Annotated in this window: 15 protein-coding genes; 3 read left to right on the top strand and 12 right to left on the bottom strand. The window is 61.0% G+C overall.

Annotated elements, in window-relative coordinates; all coding sequences use genetic code 11:
* Positions 1-181: 181 nt before the first annotated feature.
* Positions 182-4,210, top strand: a complete 4,029-nt coding sequence (locus H3V04_RS07710) for an InlB B-repeat-containing protein (protein WP_198187889.1) — start codon at positions 182-184, stop codon at positions 4,208-4,210.
* A gap of 280 nt (positions 4,211-4,490) precedes the next feature.
* Here H3V04_RS07710 and H3V04_RS07705 read toward each other — a convergent pair whose 3' ends face one another.
* Positions 4,491-4,847 carry a chorismate mutase gene (locus H3V04_RS07705; protein WP_198187887.1) on the bottom strand — a complete coding sequence of 119 codons (357 nt, stop codon included), beginning with the start codon at positions 4,845-4,847 and terminating at the stop codon, positions 4,491-4,493.
* A 163-nt stretch (positions 4,848-5,010) separates the two neighbouring features.
* Between H3V04_RS07705 and H3V04_RS07700 the strand changes: the two genes are divergently transcribed.
* Complete coding sequence (locus tag H3V04_RS07700; RefSeq protein ID WP_198187885.1) at positions 5,011-8,766, top strand: InlB B-repeat-containing protein; 3,756 nt, start codon at positions 5,011-5,013, stop codon at positions 8,764-8,766.
* Between the two features lie 160 nt (positions 8,767-8,926).
* Here the strand turns inward: H3V04_RS07700 and rho are convergent, their stop codons facing one another.
* On the bottom strand, positions 8,927-10,801 hold the full coding sequence (gene rho, locus H3V04_RS07695; RefSeq protein WP_232342627.1) for a transcription termination factor Rho: 1,875 nt from the start codon (positions 10,799-10,801) through the stop codon (positions 8,927-8,929).
* 222 nt (positions 10,802-11,023) lie between these two features.
* Here rho and H3V04_RS07690 point away from each other — a divergent pair, with 222 nt between their 5' ends.
* Positions 11,024-11,686, top strand: coding sequence for a TetR/AcrR family transcriptional regulator (locus H3V04_RS07690; RefSeq protein ID WP_198178339.1), 663 nt, complete (start codon positions 11,024-11,026; stop codon positions 11,684-11,686).
* 60 nt (positions 11,687-11,746) lie between these two features.
* Here the strand turns inward: H3V04_RS07690 and H3V04_RS07685 are convergent, their stop codons facing one another.
* From H3V04_RS07685 to H3V04_RS07640, 10 genes are all read right to left on the bottom strand, one after another.
* Positions 11,747-13,336, bottom strand: a complete 1,590-nt coding sequence (locus H3V04_RS07685; RefSeq protein WP_198187881.1) for an NAD(P)/FAD-dependent oxidoreductase — start codon at positions 13,334-13,336, stop codon at positions 11,747-11,749.
* Between the two features lie 138 nt (positions 13,337-13,474).
* Complete coding sequence (locus H3V04_RS07680; RefSeq protein ID WP_015022511.1) at positions 13,475-13,789, bottom strand: DUF2469 domain-containing protein; 315 nt, start codon at positions 13,787-13,789, stop codon at positions 13,475-13,477.
* Positions 13,786-14,838, bottom strand: a complete 1,053-nt coding sequence (locus tag H3V04_RS07675; RefSeq protein WP_232342651.1) for a GNAT family N-acetyltransferase — start codon at positions 14,836-14,838, stop codon at positions 13,786-13,788. The genes H3V04_RS07680 and H3V04_RS07675 overlap by 4 nt, the downstream gene beginning before the upstream one ends.
* 244 nt (positions 14,839-15,082) lie before the next feature.
* Positions 15,083-16,585 (bottom strand): Asp-tRNA(Asn)/Glu-tRNA(Gln) amidotransferase subunit GatB, encoded by a 1,503-nt coding sequence (gene gatB, locus H3V04_RS07670; RefSeq protein ID WP_154312871.1) that lies wholly within the window; start codon positions 16,583-16,585, stop codon positions 15,083-15,085.
* A gap of 24 nt (positions 16,586-16,609) precedes the next feature.
* Positions 16,610-18,163, bottom strand: coding sequence for an Asp-tRNA(Asn)/Glu-tRNA(Gln) amidotransferase subunit GatA (gene gatA / locus H3V04_RS07665; RefSeq protein WP_198187879.1), 1,554 nt, complete (start codon positions 18,161-18,163; stop codon positions 16,610-16,612).
* Positions 18,164-18,167: 4 nt separating this feature from the next.
* Positions 18,168-18,464 carry an Asp-tRNA(Asn)/Glu-tRNA(Gln) amidotransferase subunit GatC gene (gene gatC / locus H3V04_RS07660; RefSeq protein WP_198178342.1) on the bottom strand — a complete coding sequence of 99 codons (297 nt, stop codon included), beginning with the start codon at positions 18,462-18,464 and terminating at the stop codon, positions 18,168-18,170.
* A 43-nt stretch (positions 18,465-18,507) separates the two neighbouring features.
* Complete coding sequence (locus H3V04_RS07655; RefSeq protein WP_198187876.1) at positions 18,508-19,497, bottom strand: ABC transporter permease subunit; 990 nt, start codon at positions 19,495-19,497, stop codon at positions 18,508-18,510.
* Positions 19,494-20,420 (bottom strand): ATP-binding cassette domain-containing protein, encoded by a 927-nt coding sequence (locus H3V04_RS07650; RefSeq protein ID WP_198177213.1) that lies wholly within the window; start codon positions 20,418-20,420, stop codon positions 19,494-19,496. Before H3V04_RS07650 ends, H3V04_RS07655 begins: the two co-directional genes overlap by 4 nt.
* Complete coding sequence (locus tag H3V04_RS07645; RefSeq protein WP_198177212.1) at positions 20,417-21,142, bottom strand: TrmH family RNA methyltransferase; 726 nt, start codon at positions 21,140-21,142, stop codon at positions 20,417-20,419. The genes H3V04_RS07650 and H3V04_RS07645 overlap by 4 nt, the downstream gene beginning before the upstream one ends.
* Positions 21,139-21,816, bottom strand: a complete 678-nt coding sequence (locus tag H3V04_RS07640) for an orotate phosphoribosyltransferase (RefSeq protein WP_198177211.1) — start codon at positions 21,814-21,816, stop codon at positions 21,139-21,141. Before H3V04_RS07640 ends, H3V04_RS07645 begins: the two co-directional genes overlap by 4 nt.
* Between the last annotated feature and the right edge of the window lie 31 nt (positions 21,817-21,847).

Raw genomic sequence — 21,847 nt, 5'->3', positions numbered from 1 at the left:
AAACAGGATCCTTTCTGACCGCTATCTACTCCTTTGAGGTGACAGACGGCCAGCTAATGCCTTATTGATATAAGCGCAGGTGCTCTGCTAAACTATTTAATGTAATGCTTGTTTCGCAGGCGGCACATTTTCAGCTTCAATCGGGGATTTTGGGCTGGTCTGTGCCTTGGAGGAGGAACTCATGGGGAAGCAACAGCTTATTCGCGGCGTTTTCACGGTATTGACCACGCTCGGCCTATGCGCTGTTGCTGGTTTGACCTGCGCTAACGCGGCTCAGGATTTTGCTCCCGCTTCCCAAGAACAAAGTTCATATGAGAATCAGGGGGGGGGGGGGTCGAAGTTAAGTATACCTTATTATCCTAATAATGTTGAAGCTGGAACCGAAGATAAAACCACCCATTCGTTTCCGACATCATCTCCTATCCCCTCACCATCCTCCTCGCAACTGAACTCATACTCGCCATTTCCATCATCCCCGACTCTATCGTCCCCTTCTCCTTTGAGTATGCGATCTGCTCCAGTCCCGCAAATCGAATCCAGCTACCAAGTATCGTTCAATACGGCAGGCGGTTCGCCTGGGCCTGAAACGCAAAACCCACAAAGCGGGCAAAATGCCAAACGCCCGGCTGACCCCACCCGTCAGGGCTTCGCCTTCGATGGCTGGTTCAACAATGATGTTGCCTATGACTTCAGCCAGCCCGTCACATCAAATCTGACTCTGACAGCTCATTGGACACCAGTCAAGGGCATCTGGAGCATGAATCCAGACCACGGAAGCACCCAAGGAGGCACCGAGGTGACCCTGACGCCTCCTCAGCCTCGAGGCATACGCTTCAGCCAGATCAGTGCAGGAGCATACCACAACCTGGCCTTGGCATCCGACGGAAGCACCTGGGCCTGGGGACTCAACGGCTCCGGGCAACTAGGCAACGGTCAACACGCTACTGGGAATAAGAACATAAGCTATACGGACAATAGCGCCAGTAAGGCAACGCCTGTCAAGATCCAGTCACCAGCCAATATACGTTTTACGAAAGTCTCCGCCGGCTTCTACCACTCCCTGGCCTTGGACAACGACGGTAACGCCTGGGCCTGGGGACTGAACGGAACAGGACAGCTGGGTATCGGCGTTGATCCCGGAACAAGCGCCACTAGCAATTTCAACAATACCGCAGACAAGGATCAGCCCACCAAGGTAGTCATGCCAACTGGAGTTCACTTCACCCATATCAGCGCCGGAGGGGTAGAATCGCTGGCCCTGGACGATCAGGGCAGGGTCTGGGCCTGGGGACTCAACAATGCCGGTCAACTGGGAACAGGGGCGGGAGACAAGAACAATCCGGTACAGAACAAACCTGTTCAGATACGGATTCCCGACGACTCCCGAATAACTGCCATCAGCACCGGTTGGTTCCATTCCCTGGCCTTGGATGAACAGGGCAGGGTCTGGGCCTGGGGACTGAATGGATCAGGCCAAATCGGCAACGGAAAGAATGGCACCAGCTATATGGATGGGAGCGTCAACGCCCCCACTCCTACCCTTTCGCAGTTACCGAATACAGTCGTCATAAAGCAGATTAGTGCCGGAGCCTACTACTCCCTAGCAATCGACAACACAGGACAGGCTTGGGCCTGGGGACTGAATAGTTCAGGCGCACTAGGCAACGGCGCTAAGGGCAGCAAAGGAATCTGGGATGCGGAAAGCACAAGTGCGGATACAAACAAACCAGTTCAAGTTCAGTCACCAATCGGCACCAGGTTCGTGCAAATCAACGCCACCGCCTACCACACCACAGCCATTGACGAGGCAGGTCAAGCCTGGGCCTGGGGACTCAATGGCTCTGGCCAACTAGGCAACGGACAAAGCGGGAGCAACTATATCGACAATTCAGTCAGCGTCGCCAAGCCGAACAAGGTGGAGATGCCCAACAACATCCATGCCGTCCAGATATGTGCTGGATACTCACACTCTATTGCTCTTGGCAGCGATGGGCAGACATACTCATGGGGGTACAATGCCTCTGGCCAATTAGGCAATGGAAATACGATTCAAGGCGGGATCTGGGATGATACCAGCGAGGAAGAGGACACTTCCCATCCAAACCCAGTGCTCTTCCCGGAACCAGCACGTATCACCGGTGCCAAATTTGATGGGATACCCAGTACGACCATCCCATCCAGACAAGCCGATGGGACGTGGAGGATAACATCACCTGCCCACCCCGAGGGACTGGTGAAGCTGGATGTTGACTGGAGTATGGAGGGAACCCGCCCAACCGAGCAATTCGATTACCGCTACCTCTCTGCCACCAAGCACAAGGTCACCTTCATGACCAGCGAAGATTCATCCGCGCCTCCATCCCAGTGGGTTGACGATGGCGGGCAGGCAGTTCGCCCTGTTTCCGATCCCGTCCGAGCAGGCTGGCTATTTGACGGATGGTTTTTAAATGAGGTCGCATACGATTTCGCTGATCCTGTGGTCAGTGATATGACCTTGGCCGCGCATTGGACTAAGGGGGATGGATCATGGAGCACAGATCGCAAGCAAGGGGCAACAACTGGCGGTGACAATGTGATCTTGACACCTCCGGCTGCCCGAGGCATCAAGTTCAGCCAGGTCAGCGGCGGTGATGCCTTCTCCTTGGCCCTTGGCAGCGATGGAGCCTTGTACTCGTGGGGATCGAATGCTAAGGGCCAGCTTGGAATCGGCAGTGCTGGTTCAAAAGACAATTCCGCATTAAGAGACACGCCTACCAGAGTCGCAGCACCCCAGGTGGTACGTTTCATCGCCGTCAGCGCGGGAGGTTTGCATTCTCTGGCCTTGGACAGTTCTGGACAAGCCTGGGCTTGGGGGATGAACGGTTCGGGACAGCTAGGAGACGGCCGAAGCGGTTCGGGACAGCTAGGAGACGGCCGAAGCGGTTCGGGTACCACAGACGATTCAGTCAACAGTACCACTCCTGTAAAAGTCCAAATGCCAATGGGTGTCCGATTTACACGGATTGCCGCCGGCTACTATCACTCCCTGGCCTTGGATGAACAGGGCGGGGTTTGGGCCTGGGGACTGGATGGTGCAGGTCAGCTAGGCGACGGACATCTGGGATCGGACCGAGATGACAATACGGTCATTGCCAAGGTCCCAACTAAAGTGAAGTCACCCACCGGAGTCAAATTCACGCAAAACACCGCTGGAGCATACCACTCACTGGCATTGGATGACACAGGCAAGGTCTGGACCTGGGGACTGAACGGAACGGGACAGTTGGGCAATGGCGAGAATGCCGGGGCTGTTGGTCTTAACTCAAAAAGCAAGAGCGTGCCGACGCGCGTTTCAATGGATGGGAACACCCGAATCACCCAGCTCGCCGCAGGAGCCTACCACTCGCTGGCCTTGGACAACACAGGACAGGTCTGGGCCTGGGGGCTCAATAGCTCAGGTCAGCTGGGTATGGGCACGGGCGCTTCCTCCATATGGGACTATACCAAGGCAAGCTTGAGCAAACCCACAGCGGTCAAGCTGCCTTCCGATGTCACCGCAACCCGCATTGCATCTGGCTACTATCATTCCACTCTCGAAGGCACCGACGGGAAGTGGTACACCTGGGGACTGGACGCGTCAGGCCAATTAGGCGATGGGAGAAACAGCACCTCGTGGCGGGCTAACGATGTCATTACTACCAGCCCGTCATCTCCTCAGACTCTCGCCGGACACGCATTTAACAGACTGGAAGCAGGCGGATACCACACCGTGGGGATCGGCGAAGATGGCGAGCTGTACGCTTGGGGACAGAACAGCTCCGGTCAACTCGGCAACAAAAAGCATGGCGACCCATCTATATGGGACGACCCTTCCACCTATATGAATACCCCCGTAAAGGCTATCTTCCCTGGCGAGCCCAAAGCTGAAAGCGTCACTTTCGGACAGACCCCCAGCCCAGGCACTCCTACTGATCTTCACAATGGCACCTGGCTGGTCACCACTCCCTGGCACGCACCTGAAGAAGTCACTGTCACCATTGCATGGACCCTGAATGGTTCCGCGGAACCGGACGACACCACTAACACTTACAAATACATACAGTTAGGGGTTCTTCCCCTGACTGGGCAGCAAGGCATCATGACCGCTCTTCTAGTCGGACTCATGCTTGCTAGCAGCGGACTGGCCGCCAAACGACATCGCATGAGCCAAAAAGTCCACGGTATCATGTGAACCTGAAGGCGTCCCACTACCATTCTTGACGCGAGTAAGGAAAGTCGGGAGCACACTCAACAATCCCGACACAGGGTGGTCCCGCCAACCCCCAAGTACAACGGGACCACCCCACTACCCCACTATGAATCTACCCTCTATGAATAAGGTCAAATCCCTCTTGAGCTCCATAATTTCACAGGCAGCAAAGGCAAGACTGACGCCTTGATCGCCATATCGGCCAAGAAGCTCAGGCGCCGACCAGTTCGCAGCGCCGGCAAGATTGTGCATTTAAGCCACATCAGCGTGAATTGGCCTGGCTGGCCAACCGCTCGTGGTCGCGCTTGGCAGCGTCGGCCACCAGATGCAAATAGGCCTCGGCCAGATCAGGATCCAGCCCGTAATCATCAGCCTTGTCTCGCAAGGCAGCTACTTGTGTGCTCTCCCGGTGCATATCTGCCGAGGCGAATCCTGCCTGGGCCTTGAGCAACCCAATGCGGTGGGTCACCCTGAACCGCTCGGCCAGCATGGCGACAATGGCGGCATCGATGGTGTCCACATCGGCACGCAGTTCCTCCACCTGGCGGGCGGCCTGGGCCCGTGGACCCCCGCCCTGCGCCTGATCATCGATCACTGTTTCCATTTTCGCATCGCTCATAAGACACCAGTCTAATCAAGCACTCCAGGCGACTGCGCCATGCCCTGCCACCACTGTGACACTGGTGTTATTGTAATGGATGGGATTATTGACTCTTGGGGAGAGTCTCGTTCGCCTACACCTGCCTAGGCAAGTGCCGGACGCATGGGGGAGGATGCCTCACATGAAGATGGTACGTAGTCGTCGCGTCACAGTGCTCGTCAGTCTATGCTGCGTCCTGGTCGCCTGCAGCATGCTCGGCCTGCAGTTTGGCCAGGCAGCGCCGGAATCCAACGGGACCGCAGTCGCAACTCAGGGAACTGGAGCAATTGGTACTGGAGCCAATACTCCCGGACAGATTCCCTCGGTTTCCCCCGGTCCGTCATCATCGCCATCCGGCATTCCCACCCTGGCCAATGGCTCTCGTGCGACGGCAACAGGACAATCAGCGCCTGCTGCCAGCACATCGCCCACCTCGCCGTCCTCGCCTTCGCCCGGCACCGCAGGTTCCCCGGAGCCGACCTCAACCGCCTCTTCCCCATCGAATGCCACCAGCCACACGGTCACTTTCGACTACAACATGCAGTCCGTGGCTCCGACAACTTCGACTGTGGTCGATGGCGCCCAGGTTACGCGCCCCAGTCCTGAACCCACCCGCCGAGGGTTCGTCCTCGAAGGATGGTTCGCGGGCAAGGTCGCTTACGACTTCTCCGCTCCTGTGCACGCGGACCTGACCCTGAAAGCCAAGTGGGCCCGCGCCGACCAGACCTGGACCATGCAGCCGCAGGAGGGACCAGAATCAGGAGGCACCGGAGTGACCCTTACCCCGCCTCCACCCTCCGGTGTCCGTTTCAGCCAGGTCAGTGCAGGCATCCGGCTTTCACTGGCCTTAGGGTCGGATGGCAACGTCTACGCCTGGGGCTTTAACCGTGCTGGTCAGCTGGGCGATGGCACTATTGTCAACAGGTCGACACCCATAAGGGTGCCTAGGCCCGAAGAGGCCCGCAATGACAAGGATTTTCGGTTCGTCAGCGTCAACGCTGGTCAGTTCTTCAGCATGGCCCTGGACAACCATGGCACCCTCTGGTCCTGGGGGTACAACTATCTGAAGACCTTGGGCAACCCCAATGTGGCTGACAGCGGTATGCATGACTACTCAGAATATCTGGTCAAGGTGATGCTGCCTGAAGGGGCGCCGGCCGGATTCACCTACAAGGCCGTCAACGGTAATTACAACCACACCCTGGCCTTAGGATCAGATGGCAACGTCTATGGCTGGGGCTCCTGCAGCGAAGGAGAGACCGGCCACCACGATTGCGACGACACATGCGACTACAAGCCCAGCCTCATCCAGGGATTCGACAAGAAACACAAAATCGTCGCCCTACAGACCGGACTGAACTACTCCACGGCTCTGGACGACGCTGGCACGGTATGGTCATGGGGAAGCAACCTTGACCACCAGTTGGACCCATCCGCCGGCGCGGTCGTTGGTAACGATAAGCCGATCAAGATTTACGGCCTTGACAAGGTCCATGTGGTGGCCATTGCAAACGGCTTCGCAAACACCCTGGCCCTGGATGACCAGGGAAGGGTTTGGACCTGGGGTATGAATAAAGCCGGCCAAATCGGCAACGGGTCAAGCCCCAGCAAGACCGATATATTCAAAGACCCGGTCCAGGTCAGCTTCCCGCAGGGGACCAGAATCACTGCCATCACTAGCGGCGGCAATTTCTATCTTAGCCACGCCATGGCTCTGGATTCCGACGGCAATATCTGGGCCTGGGGCGACAACAGCTACGGACAAATGGGCGACGGCAGGACCTCTGCAGCAGACAGCCCCCAGACCACTCCGGAACGCTTGGAGGATCCGAAACTTGCCGGCCGACACTGGATCAGCATCGACGCTGGCGAGGAGTATAACCTGGCTATCTGCGACGACGGCCTGACCTACAGCTGGGGACGTGACGACGAGGGCCAGCTGGGTCAGGGCACCAGCGGCGATGCCGGCCATAACCGGCCCTCCGCGGTCGCCTTCCCCTGGCCGGCAAAACTGACCGGACTCAAATTCGACACAACGGATATCACCACCGGAATGAAGGCGCAAAAGAACGGGACCTGGACGGCTACCACCCCGCCGCACGCCCCAGGGCTGGTGGATGTGGCCCTGGCGTGGACTTTGAACGACCAAGAACAGACCCAGGTCCACCTGCCCTTCCGCTACCTGTCGAGCGGGGTGACCGTAACCTTCCAGTCGCAAAGCGATTCACCGGCGCCACCCAGCCAGAGTCTGGAAGCGGGAGAGCGGGCAGTTCGTCCCGGCACTGATCCGACCAAGGCCGGCTATCGCTTCGATGGCTGGTTCCTAGGCAAGACCGCCTACGACTTCTCCAAGCCAGTCACCAGTTCCATGACGCTCAAGGCCCACTGGAGCCCTGAGAGTCAGAACTGGACCATGACACCAGACCATGGAACCGAGATGGGCGGAACGAAGATCACCCTGACGCCGCCGGCCCTGCGGGGCATTCGCTTCAGCCAGGTCAGTGCCGGTTCCCACTGGTCCCTGGCCCTAGGCTCCGATGGGATGGCTTACGCCTGGGGCAAGAACAACAACGGCCAACTGGGCAACGCGAACATCGCCAAGGGCAACGCCAGCACCATGCCGGTCCGAGTGGACAAGCCCGAGAAGGCGGAGGCAGACTTCGTCTTCACCCAGGTCAGCGCAGGCGGTGACTATGGCCTGGCCCTAGGCTCCGATGGGAAGGTCTATGCCTGGGGCAACAACGATGTCGGCCAGCTGGGCGACTCCACCTTGGACGCCCAAAGCAGGCCCCACCTTGTACCCGGCCTGCCGGCCAAGATCCGGTCCATCAGTGCAGGCGGCGGACATGCCTTGGCTCTGGATTCCCAGGGACGAGTCTGGTCCTGGGGTGCCAACCAGTACGGGCAGCTGGGCCTGGATAACGCCGGTGGCGATACCGTCTCGCCAGACGGGCGAACCAGCCCTGCCATGGTGACCGGAATCCCGACGACCATAACGGCAATCAGCGCCGGAAGCCGGTATTCACTGGCCATGACCGTGGATGGACAAGTCTACGCCTGGGGCACCAATGATTCCGGCCAGCTGGGCGATCCCAGCCTGCCGGTCAATGCCGACGGCGCCAACCCCACACCGTCTGCCGTTCAAGGACTGACGGGCGAGATGAGCGCCATCAGCGCCGGAGACCACCAGGCTCTGGCCCTGGATTCCCAAGGACGCATTTGGGCTTGGGGACAGGTCAAGGGCGAGAACAAGAAAACCCCTGCCCTATTGACCCTTCCCGACGGACTGCCGACCGGATTTGCCATTACACAGATCAGTGCCGGCACCGGAGAATCCTCCGCGCTGAGTTCCGACGGGCGGATTCTGACCTGGAGCAATGTTGCAGAAGGCGCGGATCCTGCATTCTTGGCCGAACCCAAGGATGCGCCTGCAGATTTCAGCTTCACTGCCGTCAGCACGGGCGACCCGAGCTCACTGGCCCTGGGCTCCGACGGCCTGGCCTACGGATGGGGCGCCGACGATGCGGGCCAGCTAGGCGACGACCAGTCCGGGGCGAACCTGAACAGCAAGACGCCACAGGCCGTTGTGATCAGAAGCCTGGTCAAAGCGGTAACTTTCGCGGGACTGTCTGCAGAAGGAACACCGCAGTACCAGAATGGCGCCTGGCTGGCACTCACTCCACGCTACAGGCCCGGACAGGTGGATACGGTCATTCACTGGAGCCTGGTCGGCGTGGACCAGCAGGATCAGACCCTGCCCTACACCTACGATCAGTTGGCCGTCCTGCCCCTGACCGGCAGCACCGGCATAATCCTGCTGGTCATGGCTGGCTTGCTGACCGTGGGAGCCGCTATGGCTGCCAGATTCCAGCGGCGGGAAAACGAGATGACAGCATGACAGAGCGAAGACGAATCTATGAAGAACCAGGGCTGACAGGCTTCGAATAGATCATGGTCCTAAACGACTGTCTTGTTTCGGCGCTGCTTATGCATTGGGCCCCACCCGCGAACTGAATCGCGGATGGGGCCCAATAAACATGTCAGGCGTCAGACCCAAGTCACTTCTGCGCCAGCATGGACTGGTTGATGGCAGCCAGGAAGTCCCGGTTGGTGGCGGTCTTCTTCAGCCTGGGCACCAGGGTCTGATAGGCCTGCTCGGTCTCCATGCCACCCAGGAGGCGACGCAGCCGGTAGACCACGGCCAGCTCCTCGGGGGCAGTAATCAGCTCCTCACGCCGGGTGCCGGAGGCATTGATGTCAATGGCGGGGAACATGCGCTTATCGGCCAGATCCCTGGTCAGTCTCAGCTCCATGTTGCCGGTGCCCTTGAACTCCTCGAAGATGACCTCGTCCATCTTGGATCCGGTCTCCACCAGGGCCGAGGAGATGATGGTCAGAGAGCCGCCGTTCTCGATGTTGCGGGCGGCGCCGAAGAAGCGCTTGGGCGGATAGAGGGCCTGCGCGTCCACGCCGCCGGAGAGGATACGGCCGGAGGCGGGGGCCGAGATGTTGTAGGCGCGGGCCAGGCGGGTCATGGAATCCAGAAGGACCACCACATCCTGCCCCAGCTCCACCAGGCGCTTGGCCCGTTCAATGGCCAGCTCGGCCACGGTGGTGTGATCGCTGGCAGGGCGGTCGAAGGTGGAGGAGATGACCTCGCCCTGGACCGTGCGCTCCATGTCGGTGACCTCCTCGGGCCGCTCGTCCACCAGTACCACCATCAGGTGCACCTCGGGATTGTTGGCGGTGATGGAGTTGGCGATGGACTGCAGGGTCAAGGTCTTGCCGGCCTTGGGCGGCGAAACGATCAGACCGCGCTGGCCCTTGCCGATGGGGGCGACGATGTCGATCAGACGACCGGTGATGTTCTTGGGCTGGGTCTCCATCCGCATGCGCTCCTGCGGATAGAGGGGGGTCAGCTTGTTGAAGTGGGGCCGTCCTGCAGCCTCCTCCACGCTCATACCGTTGATGGTGTCGATGGCCTGCAGAGGAACGAACTTCTGCCGCTGATTGCGGTGCTCGCCCTCGCGGGGGGGACGGATGGAGCCGTGCACGGCATCGCCCTTGCGCAGGCCGTACTTCTTGACCTGGCCCATGGAGATGTAGACGTCGTTGGGGCCGGGCAGGTAACCGGAGGTGCGAACGAAGGCATAGGAGTCCAGCACATCCACAATGCCTGCCACGGGGACCAGATCCTCGGGCTTGAAGTTCTCCCTGGGCTCATAGTCACGATCCCGGCCGTTGCTGCGATGGTTGTTGCGGTTGCGCCGGTCATTGCGATCGTTGCGGTCATTGCGATCGCCCCGGTTCCGGCGATCATAGCCGTTATGACGGTAGTCACGGCCTTCCTCGCCGCGATCCTCGTAGCTGCGTCGACGGGGCCGGTCATTCCGTGAGGGCAGTGCCGCCAGAATGTCGTCCAGATTGCGCACAGAACCGGAACCGGAGCCTGCGCGCTCATCATCATGCTCCCGCTCGCTCCGACCACGGTTGGTGTGGGAGCCTCGGGATGAATCCGTGTTGCGGTGACGGCGACGGGATATGACCACGTTCTCCTCGTCGGCCACCGTATGGGGGAAGCGGGTCCGGCGCTCGCTATGGCCGCTCTTATGATCGTCAATGCCCAAAACATCGAAGAGGTCTCCGACAGGACGATCGTCCTTGGATTCCTCGGATTCCTTGGTATCCGTGGTCTCCGGTCCGCCTTCCGCGGAGGACTTCGCCTCCTGCTTTGTCGGCTGCTGCTGATCGGCGGCCTGGCCCCCCTTGGCCACGGCGGCCGCAGCCTTGGGCTTACCAACGGTTACTCCCTCAGGGGCCTTGCCGCCCGAGCGTGCCGCCTCGATCGTCTCGATCAGGACAGGCTTGCGCATGCCGGAAATACCGCGCAACCCCAGCTGCCTGGCCAATTCCTTGAGTTCGGGCAGCTTCATGGAATGAATATCTTGGCTTGTTGCCACTGTTGTAATGCCTTTCCTTCGCTATGCCTAATTAGGCTAGGCAAATAGCTTGAGAATAGTGCGGGGGTACCGCTCATGAAAATTCGATGCCGACTCGGCTTATCGAACTTCCATAAGCCTACAACGTGCGGCCGACGGGTGCAAGAATCGGCCTGCGTGTCCAGAAATTCATGGGTAAGCCTCTAGACTGGGCGTATGAATGATCGATCATCTCTGCGTGAGCAACGGCGGAGCGAATTCGTAACCACCGCCATGCGGGTCTTCGACCGCAAAGGCGCTGCGAACACCTCCCTGCGCGATGTAATCCACGCCATGAACCACGGCAAGGGCGTGGGCATGAGCGTCTTCTATTACTACTTCAAATCCAAGGACGACCTGATAGATGCCTGCGTGCGCACCTACCTGGCCTCCTACGTGGACAATGTGGTCGACATTCTGCAGAATCCTGACCTGAGCGTTCAAGAGGCTTTGGACGACATCTGCCCGCACCTGATAAGGGCCATCTGGAAGATGGATGTCATCTTCGCAGATAAGGCCAACTGGTACAACTACCTGAGCACCAACAGCAATGTGATGGAGGGCTTCGTCAGGCAGATCATCGACCCCTTGACCAAGGCCCTGGACCGCTGGCTGGATCGGGGCGACCTGCCGCAGACCCAGCTGATCCAAATAGCCGGCACCCGTACTGTGGCGTGGCTGATGGCCGACGGGCTCTCATCCATCGTCAGCAATGGCAGAGGGGCGGCAGGTCATCCGCAGATCAGAGAGTTGGTCCGCCAGCGTGTCCGCGAAAGCGTGGCCTTCTTCTCGCAGCTGCTGGGCCTGCCCCTGAAGGCGCCAGCTATAGCCCTGTCGTGAATGACAAAGCCTCCGGCCCTGCGGTCGGAGGCTTGAAGGGAAACGAAGGCCGTGGCCTGCCTACTTCTGTTCGTGGTAGGACTTCTCGGTGTTGACGTTCCAGACGTTGGACTTGTCGGTACGCCCCGATTTGATGTTGGCCACGGCTTCCATGGATGTGGCCATGGAGTGATCCTGGTTGTTGTAGTGGTGCTGCCCGTTGCGGCCCACGCAGTAGAGGTTGCCGAAGGAGTCCAGCCAATTGACCAGCTCGGGCATCTGGGCGTAGGTGTCGAAGTAGGCCGGGTAGGCCTTGACCACCCGCTCCCGGTGCGAATCCAGCACGTCGGCAGGTCCGTTGATGATGCCCATCCGGGTCAGCTCCTTGATGGCGAAGTCAGTGGTCTCCTGATCGCTCATGCTCCAGAAGTCATCACCCTCCTTGCAGAAATACTCCAGGCCAATCCAGACAGTGCCGTCCACATTCTTGACCATGTAGGGGCTCCAGTTGTTGAAAATCTGGATGCGGCCCATCTTGTAGCCTGGGTCCTGCACATAGATCCAGCAGTCGGGAACGATGGGCGGGTCGCCCAGGGTCTTGATGGAGGTGGTGTTGCGGATGCGCAGGTGCCGGACCAGCAGGCCAACGGTTACGAAGTCACGGTAGGGCAGGCCCTGAGCCACCCTGACCATCTCCTTGTCGGTGGAGGGCTCCTCGTGGGCGATGGCCTCCACCAGGTCCTTGATGGGCATGGAGGAGATGATCTGGTCAGCCTTCAGGGTCACCTCCTTGCCATCGGCGTTGCGATAGACCACACCGGTCATGTGGCCGTCTTGCTGGGTCAGTCCGATCACACGGGCATCGGTGATCACGTGGACTCCGTGCTCCACATTGCGTCGCTCCACGGTCTCCCAGAGCTGCCCCGGACCCAGCTTGGGGTACCAGAACTCCTCGATCAGGCTGGTCTCGACCTGATGGGCGTCGCGCTTCTTGGGCAGCAGCTTCTGGAAGGCGTTCTTGAGCACGCCCATGATGCTGAGCCCCTTGACCCGCTGGGCGCCCCAGTCGGCGCTGATCTCGCGGGGGTGACGGCCCCAAAGCTTTTCGGTGTAGCCCTCGAAGAACATGGAGTAGAGCTTGCGACCGAAGCGGTTGATATAGAAGTTTTCCAGATTGTCTTCGGGCAGCTTGTGGACGACGGACTTCAGGTAGCTGAATCCGGCCTGCGTGGTCAGCTTGAAGCCCATGGCTCTGAGTGTATTGAGCGTCAAGGAGATGGGATAGTCGAAGAAGTGGTGGTTCCAGTAGATCCTGGAGACGCGGTGACGCTTGAGCATGACCCGGTCGGTCTTCTCCGGGTCGGGGCCGCCGGGCTCCAGGTCGTGGTGACGGCCGAGTTTTTTATCGTCATAGGAGGGCGCACCCTGCAGGGGCAGGACCTCCTTCCACCAGTCCATGATCCGGTCATCCTTGGAGAAGAACCGATGGCCGCCGATGTCCATGCGGTTGCCGTTGTGTCGGACCGTACGGGAGATGCCGCCAAAAGCGTTGGTGGCCTCCAGCACAGTGACGTCATAGCGCTCGTCGCCGCCGTCCTTGACCAGTTCCCATGCCGCTGTCAAGCCGGCGGGCCCTCCGCCGATGACAACCACGGACTGTTTGCGCTCCATGCCAACCTCCTGAAAACCGTATGAAATCATCACCACTGTACCCGGCTCGTCCCCAGTCAGATGCTGCCGAGCGACTTCCCACACGAATTCCCGCCATTGCGTGGAACAAACGTGATGATGCTCGCCCTCACACGCTGTCTAGCCCAGCGAGTCAGGGATATCGATGTCCGTCTTCTGCACTTCCTCCACATTGACGTCCTTAAAAGTGACGATGCGGACGTTCTTGACGAACCGGCTGGACCGGTAGACGTCCCAGACCCAGGCATCGGTCAGTCGAACGTCAAAGTAGACGTCCTGCCCAGCGGATCGGACGTTGAAGTCCACCTTGTTGGCCAGGTAGAACCGCCGTTCGGTCTCGACCACGTAGGTGAACAGCTTGATCACGTCCCGGTACTCGCGATACAAGGCCAATTCGGCATTGGTCTCGTAGTTGTCGAGATCCTCAGCACTCATCGACTACCTCCATTCGCGCGATCACGGCCATGGCCAAGCGTACGCCACCAGGCGCGCTTGGATCGTTTGGCCTCAGCCGACCCGTAGGCCCAATCCGACGCTGTATGCTCCTCGCCAGACTGCTCGGCAACGGGTTCTCCGGAACCGGACTTTTCCTCCGCACCCCTAGCGTCCGTCTGACCATGGCCCGCTGTCTCATCAGTCCTGCTGTTGGAGCTTGCATGGTCCTCAGCAGGTTTCCCTGAATGTGAACTACTCTTCGGGGACGGATTGGCCTGGTCGCCTGATGTCTGTGAATTCTGGGATGCCGGAGTGGACTCCCCTGACTCGGACCCGCTTATGTCGCCATCCTCATCCGCGGTGTACCCGTGTGCAACAAGGGCTTCGGCCACACCGGGATTTTCACGGATGACATGCATGCCGAAAGCATTCAAAGAACGGATGGGATCGTACTCGTCGACCAGGGCATCCATGACGATCTGATCCTGATACTTGCCGTTCTCGGCGTCCCAGAGCGCATCACGGGAGGTGCCCGAGATCATGAATCCCAGGGACTGATAGACGGAGATCGAGCGGGTGTTTTTCTCTGGCACAGCCACCCAGATCCGGTGCAGGCCCAGCCCTGTAGGAGCAGCCGCGTACCCGTAGGTCATGATTCTGGGCATGGCATCCCGGGAGTAGCCGCGTCCGCGGAAGTGCCTGCCCAGGACCACCTGGATCCTGGCCGAACGGGACCAGCCGTCCACGTCGATCAGGAAGATCATGCCGATAACCCCCTTGGTGGCATCAGCATCGGGAGAGCCGTCCTGGTCGGTGTCCGCGTCAGTGACCATGGCCCAGGCCAGGGTGCGGCGGGACTCGGGATCGCCCACACCCGAATCACGGGCGGCCAGGCCCTTGGACCAGGCCACCGACCGACGCACCCAGGCATTGACCACGGCTCGTTCGGCACTGGGCCCCTTACCGGTGATGCCGGTGGAATTGTAGAAGGCCTCCAACTGGTCCATTGCCGTCAGATCGGCGATGACGGCCGGCCGCAGGTGCAACATTTCGCCGCGGATGTAGGGAATCTCGATCCGGTCGGGCAGCTGTCTGTTCGCTGCGTCTTCGGATCCCTCGGATTGCGTTTGCGGTCGGTCATTGCCCCTGCCGCTCATAGACATCACGTCACCTCCATGATCGCCACCTTGCGATGGCAATCAATTGTAATCCCTGGCCCCTGGGAAAACCATGAGAAGCCAGGCAGTCCGCCGGTCCGAACCCGATGGGACCGGGCCGGCGGACCGGGCGCGGTCAGGACTTGGCGATGCGCTCCATGACGATCTTGCTGACTGCCTTGGCATCGGCCTGACCCTTGGTGGCCCGCATGACCGCTCCGATAATAGCGCCCATGGGCTTCATATTGCCGCCCTTGAGCTTGGCCACGATGTCCGGGTTGTCCTTGAGGGCCTGATCGACGGCTGCGTCCAGGGCCCCGTCATCCGAAACCACCTGGTAGCCGTGCTTCTTGACGACCTCGGCCGGCTTGCCCTCGCCTGCCAACACGCCGGAGACGGTCTGCTTGGCCAGCTTGTCATTGAGCTTGCCATCAGCGATCAGCTGCTCCACATCAGCGACATCCTGAGCCGAAATGGGCAGCTCCTGCAGACTGACCCCACGGGCGTTGGCTTCGCGGGAGATCTCGCCCAGCCACCACTTACGGGCTCCGGCAGCCGTGGCGCCAGCCTTGACCGTATCCTCGATCAGATCCACGGCATCGGCGTTGACCGCGTCCTGCATCTGCCGGTCGGTGAAGTCCCACTCCTTCTTGAGACGGGCGCGACGTTCGCGCGGCATTTCAGGCATCTGGGCCCTGAGCTCTTCGATATGATCCTTGGTCACATGGACCATGACCAGGTCAGGATCGGGGAAGTAGCGGTAATCGTTGGCATCGGTCTTGACCCGGCCGCCGGCAGTGGTCTGTGTGGACTCGTCCCAGTGGCGGGTCTCCTGCAGCACCTCCCCACCGGACTCCAGCAGGGCGGCCTGACGGCGGATCTCGTAGGTCAGGGTCTTCTCGATGCCCTTGAAGGTGTTGACATTCTTGGTCTCCGACCGGGTCCCCAGAGGGGCATCCGGCCCGGCGTGCAGGGAGACGTTGACGTCGGCACGCATGTTGCCCTGCTCCATCCGGGCGTGGGAGATGCCCAGGGCCCGGACGATGTCTCTGATGGCCCGGACGTAGGCCCCGGCCACCTCGGGGGTACGCGCCCCGGCACCCTCGATGGGCTTGGTCACGATCTCGACCAGGGGGACACCGGCACGGTTGTAGTCCACCAGAGAGTGGTCGGCGCCTTCGATACGGCCATCGGCCCCGCCCACGTGCGTGTTCTTGCCGGCGTCGTCCTCCACATGGGCCCGCTCGATGGGCACACGGAAGATGCTGCCGTCGTCCAGCTCCACATCCAGGTAGCCCTCGCCATTCAGGGGCTTGTCATACTGGGAGATCTGGTAGTCGCGCGGCATGTCCGGGTAGAAGTAGTTCTTCCTGGCGAATTGGCTCCACTCGTTGACCTTGCAGTGCAGGGCCAGGCCCAGTTTGACCGCATAGTCGATGGCGGTCTTGTTGACCACGGGCAGGCTGCCGGGCAGGCCCAGGGAGACCGGGGTCAGCTGGGTGTTGGGTTCGCCGCCGAACTCGATATGGGCCGGGCAGAAGAGCTTGGTGTTGGTGCAGAGCTCGACATGGACCTCCAGGCCGAACACCGGGTCGTACTTGGCCACGGCATCGGCGTACTTCATAAGTTTTTCAGCCATTGTGATTCCGTTTCCTTCCGATGCCTACTTGGTCGAATCCTGAGCCAGGCCATCCAGCCAGGGGGTGGACAGCTTCTTGGAGATGGGCCCACCCCACTGCTCCTCCAGTGCCGCCTCAAGAGCTGCGGCAGGCCGGTACATGACCTCGTCGCGCATCTGGGGGGCGAAGAACTGGAAGCCGACAGGCAGCCCGTCGTCGCTGAGCCCGGCGGGGATCGACATGGCCGGAGTGCCGGCCAGATTAGCCGGAATGGTGGCCACATCATTCAGATACATGGCCAGCGGGTCGTCCATCTTCTCGCCAAAGCGGAAGGCCGTGGTCGGCGAAGTCGGCGAGACCAGGACGTCGGCCTGTTCAAAGGCCTTCTCGAAGTCGCGGATGACCAGGGTGCGAACCTTCTGGGCCGAGCCGTACCAGGCGTCGTAGTACCCGGCGGACAGGGCGTAGATGCCCAGGATGATCCTGCGCTTGACCTCGTCGCCGAACCCGGCCTCACGGGTGGCGGCCATCATGTTGGCAGCCGTCTGGGGAACGCCTTCTGGGGGCATGACCCGCAGTCCGTAGCGCATGCCGTCGTAACGGGCCAGATTGGAGGAGACCTCGGAAGGCATGATGATGTAGTAGGCGGCCAGCGCATAGGGGAAGTGCGGGCAGGAGACCTGGACCACCTCGGCGCCCATGGACTCCAGCAACGAGACGGCCTCGTTGAAGCGGGCCTCGACGCCGGGCTGGTAGCCCTCGCCGCCCAACTCCTTGACCAGCCCCACCTTGAGGCCCTTCAAATCGCGCTTCTGGCCCTGACGAGCGGCCTGGGCCAGAGGGGGAACCGGCTTGGGAATGGAGGTGGAGTCTCGGCGGTCATAGCCACCGATGACCTCCTGCAGCAGGGCCGCATCCAGCACGGTCCTGGAGACCGGACCAATCTGATCCAGGGAGGAGGCCATGGCGATGGCCCCGAACCTGGAGACACCACCATAGGTAGGTTTGACGCCCACGGTGCCGGTCAGTGATCCGGGCTGGCGAATGGACCCGCCGGTGTCGGTACCCAGAGCCAGCGGGGCCTCAAAGGCGCCGACGGCCGAGGCCGAACCACCGCCCGAGCCGCCCGGAACCCGCTCGGTATCCCAGGGATTGTGTGTGGGCTTGAAGGCCGAGTGCTCAGTGGAGGATCCCTGGGCGAACTCATCCAGGTTGGTCTTGCCCAGAATGGGCATGCCTGCGGCCTTGAGCTTCTTGATGACGGTAGCGTCGTAAGGCGGCACCCATCCCTCGAGGATCTTGGAGGCTGCTGTGGTGGGAATGCCCTTGGTGACGATCATGTCCTTGATGGCAATGGGGACGCCGGCCAGTTCCGGCAGCCCCTCGGCGCCTTCATTGGCCAGGCGCTGGTCGAAGGCGTCAGCCTGTTCCAGGGCCTGATCGGCGCTGACCTGCAGAAACGCATCAATGCTGGGCTCGGCGGCTTCGATCACATCCAGATGAGCCTGAACCAGCTCGCGGCTGGAGACCTGCCCCGACCGCAGCTGTGCTGCCATGTCGGAGGCGGATTGCTTGACCAATTCTTCCTGTGCGCTCATCGTCTCACTCCTCACCCAGAATGCGCGGGGCCACGAACATGCCCGATTCAGTGACCGGCGCCCCCGAGAGGGCAGCCTCCTGGGTCAGCGGTTCCTCAGCCTCGTCGGGGCGCAGGTAGGCCTCCAGAGGAATGGGATTGGCAGTGGGGGGCACGTCGTCGCCGGCCACCTGCTGGACCTTGGTAATGGAATCGGCGATCACGTTGAGTTCGCCCTTGAGGCGGTCAGCCTCCTGATCGGTCAAGGCAATCCGGGCCAGATCGCCCAAGTGCTTGATCTCTTCACGTGTAAAAGTTGGCATACCACTTATCATATGGGTGCTCTATGACACGCAGAAGACAGGGTCAACCGATGTCTGCGCGCCGAAAGACCAGGGTTCCCGGAGCACAGCATAGGGCCGTCCAGACCATCATGATCAGGCCCGACTGCCACCAGGTGGGCCACCATCCGCTGCCTGCCCCTGCTGCCTGGCCCAGACCTGAAAGGAAGGTGCTCAGCAGGCTGGTTGGGGTCAGGCTGAAGGGAATCTGCAGCCAGTCGGCATGAGGGACCAAACCCGCCAGGAGTCCCAGAATCAATGGCAGAATCACGGTCAGCCCCAGGAACAGGCCGATCCCACCAGCCTTGGAGCGGCTCACGGCCCCCAGACCCAGGGCCATCAAAGCAAAGAGGACCACCATGAGCGGGCCACCCAGCAAATCAATCAGGACCAGCCCGGGCTTGTAGGCAGGCAAGGCCCCCGATCCGCCCGACAGAAGCAGTGTCGCCAAAATCCAGCTGAGCAGCAGGCCTATCTGTGCCGCCAACCAAGTCAATAAGGCCAAGGCAAGACCCTTGGCCATCAGGACCATGCCCCGACGAGGATTGGCCGTCAGCGTGCTCTCAATGTTGGCTCCGGAAAACTCGCGAGTAAGGACCAGAACACCCAGAATGCCCGCCACAATCATGGCCGGGAACAGGCCCGAAACGACGGCCGACCGGAAAACGTCACCGGAGGCAGGCAGCAGGTGATCCGGAAGGTGATTGGTCTGCCGACCCGGGCCAGCCAGGACCCGGGTCGCACAGGCCATCAGGCCGGCGCTCAATGGCTGTAACAGCATGACGATCAGGAGGAGGACCCAGGTAGATCGTAGGGAGAGCATCTTGCGCAGCTCCCCTCGGACCGCCCCGAAAAGGGTCAGCTGACCTGACGGACGACGCGAATCCAGGAAGGACAGCACCGAAGTCCGACGCAGCCGCGTGAAGGCGGAGCCATGCCGTGGGGTTGCATTATCAGGCCCTGCGGGTACCTCTCGCCGACTCCGGCGGACTCGGCGGCCGCTGTCGGCACTCATGGCCGCGCATCCCTTCTGCCGTGAATCATGTCCTTGTAGGCCTGCTCCAAGGAGGCTTTCTCCGGCTGGAAGTCGTAGAGCACCACGCCCTCCTGGGCCAGAATCGAGGCTGTCGAAGCCAGGGGCGCGCCCTGGATGCGGAAACGGGCGGCATCCGGCGGACAGCTCTCGTCTGGCGGCAGACGGGTGATGCTGATTCCGGCAGCCGTGGCCAGGGCGGCCCTTAACTGGTCGGGCTGCGGCGTTACCGCATAGATGGAGTCCCGGGAGTGCTCGCCGATGAATCGGGCCACTGTCGTTCTCTCCAGGACCCTTCCCTTGGCGATGATGACCAGATCGTCGGCGATTTGAGCCACCTCGTTTATCTTACGGGAGCTTAGGAGGACCGCCCTGCCCTGCGAGGCAAGGCCGCGCCAGATGTCCCTCACCCGGTCGGCTCCCTCCGGATCCAGACCGTCAAGGGGATCATCCAGAACCAGGTTGTGCGGTTCACCCAGCAGGGCAGCGGCCAGGGCCAGCCGCTGACTCATCCCCAGAGAAAGGGATCCCGTCGGCCTGTCGGCGACCGATTGCAGACCGACCATCTCAAGCACCTGGTCCACCCGACGATGATCAATGCCATTGACCACAGCCAAGGCCAGCAGGTGATCTCTGGCCTTGCAGGCAGGATGGGCGTTGCGTGGATTCAGTACCGCTCCCGCTGTCCGCATGGGCGATGAAAGCCGGACGAAAGGCTGGCCATCGAACAGGGCCTTGCCTGTGTCAGGGCGAACCAGCCCCAGAGCAATGCGCAGTGCTGTCGACTTGCCGGCCCCTTTGGGCCCCACAAACCCGGTCACCCGACCGTCCCTGGCCGTAAAGGAGACGCGGTTCAGCGCCTTGCGGGAGCCAAAGCGCTTGGTCAGCGAGTCGACGACAATCATGGCAGAGTCCCCCGGTCCGACTGACCCGCAACTCCGGCATGCTGGCAGATCCAGGAGTGCATAGCCACGGCAGCCGCAGCCCCCGCGTTGATGGAGCGCACCGATCCGAACTGGGAGATGTAAACCACATCGTCGGCCAGCTCCAAGGCCTTCTTGGACAGCCCCGGCCCCTCGGCGCCGAACATGAGCAGGCAGCGACGAGGAAAGCGGTAGGTCTCCATGGGGATAGCCCCGGGGACGTTGTCGATGGCGATTATGCGGGGGGCGGGCTCCCCCTGTCCGGCCGCCTCTTCTTGCAGGGTGGCCGTCATGGTTGCTATGTCGGGGTCGTGGACCACATGCTGATAGAGCTCGGTCATCAACGACCCCTTGCGATTCCATTTGTGAGGACCGACTATATGGACGCGGCGAGCTGCGAAGGCGTTGGCGGTTCGGACCATGGAGCCGATATTGAAATCGTGGGTCCAGTTCTCCACAGCCACCTCGAAATCATGGCGACCCCGGCGATCCAGGTCGTCCCGAATGGCCTCGACCCTCCAATAGCGGTACCGGTCCAGGACGTTGCGCCGATCCCCCTGCTCCAGCAGTTCAGGGTCATAGCACGGCTCCGTCGGCAGGGGCCGCTCGGGATGCTCCTCCCGCCAAGGGCCGACCCCCACCTCCCGGAAAACAGGCTCATCTGAGGCCATGGCTGCTCGGGTCACCGGGTCAGGCTCCCTCATGACCGCTCCGGAGAGTCATCGGCGGCACCGACGAATTGATCCTCCTGGTAGGCACAGATGAAAGGCAGCCTTTGCCGGGATTCGTCCACCGGATCGACCACCTGGATGCTGCCATCGGTCCGGCCACCCACCAGCGAGGCGATGGCCAGCGTCTTGGCACCCTGACGCTGGATAATCCCGCAGTCAAGATTGAGTTCGTTATTCTTGCCCAAGGTAACCAGGGACGAGGTCTGCACATAGGATTTCCGGCCCAGCCAGGCATCCAGCAGGATGACCCGCCTGCCCTCGATGGAGGGGCCTTTGATGGAGGGGTAGACGAAGTCCATAACGAAAGCGTCCAGATCCTGACCGCGTGAAGCCGCCGCATGGAGCATGGCATCAGCCAGTGGCACGGCAGCGGCGGTCAGGGCCCCGACCGCATCGAAATCGTCGACTGAATAGCCCGCATCCTCCAGGGTGTCCAGAAGCACATGACCGGCAAGTTCGGCCCCGCGGTGGTGGAAGGTAACCCCGCTCAGCTCGGTGAAGGGACGCCCGCCAATCTCCTGGGTCAGGAGTTCACGCAGCTGATCGACCGGCTCAGGCAGGTCCACGTCGGATTTGCGCCCGACCAGATCAGGCGACCCGGTGGGCCTGAAGGATGAACCCTCTTGTCTCTTCGTTGCCTCGTTCATGCTTATCAGACTAGCGCCGGAGGCCCCTAAG

Source organism: Bifidobacterium sp. M0353, assembly GCF_016100645.1.
Classification (GTDB): Bacteria; Actinomycetota; Actinomycetes; order Actinomycetales; family Bifidobacteriaceae; genus Bombiscardovia; species Bombiscardovia choladohabitans.
Note: the sequence above shows the minus strand (reverse complement) of the source record. Positions and strands in the feature narration are given on the sequence as shown.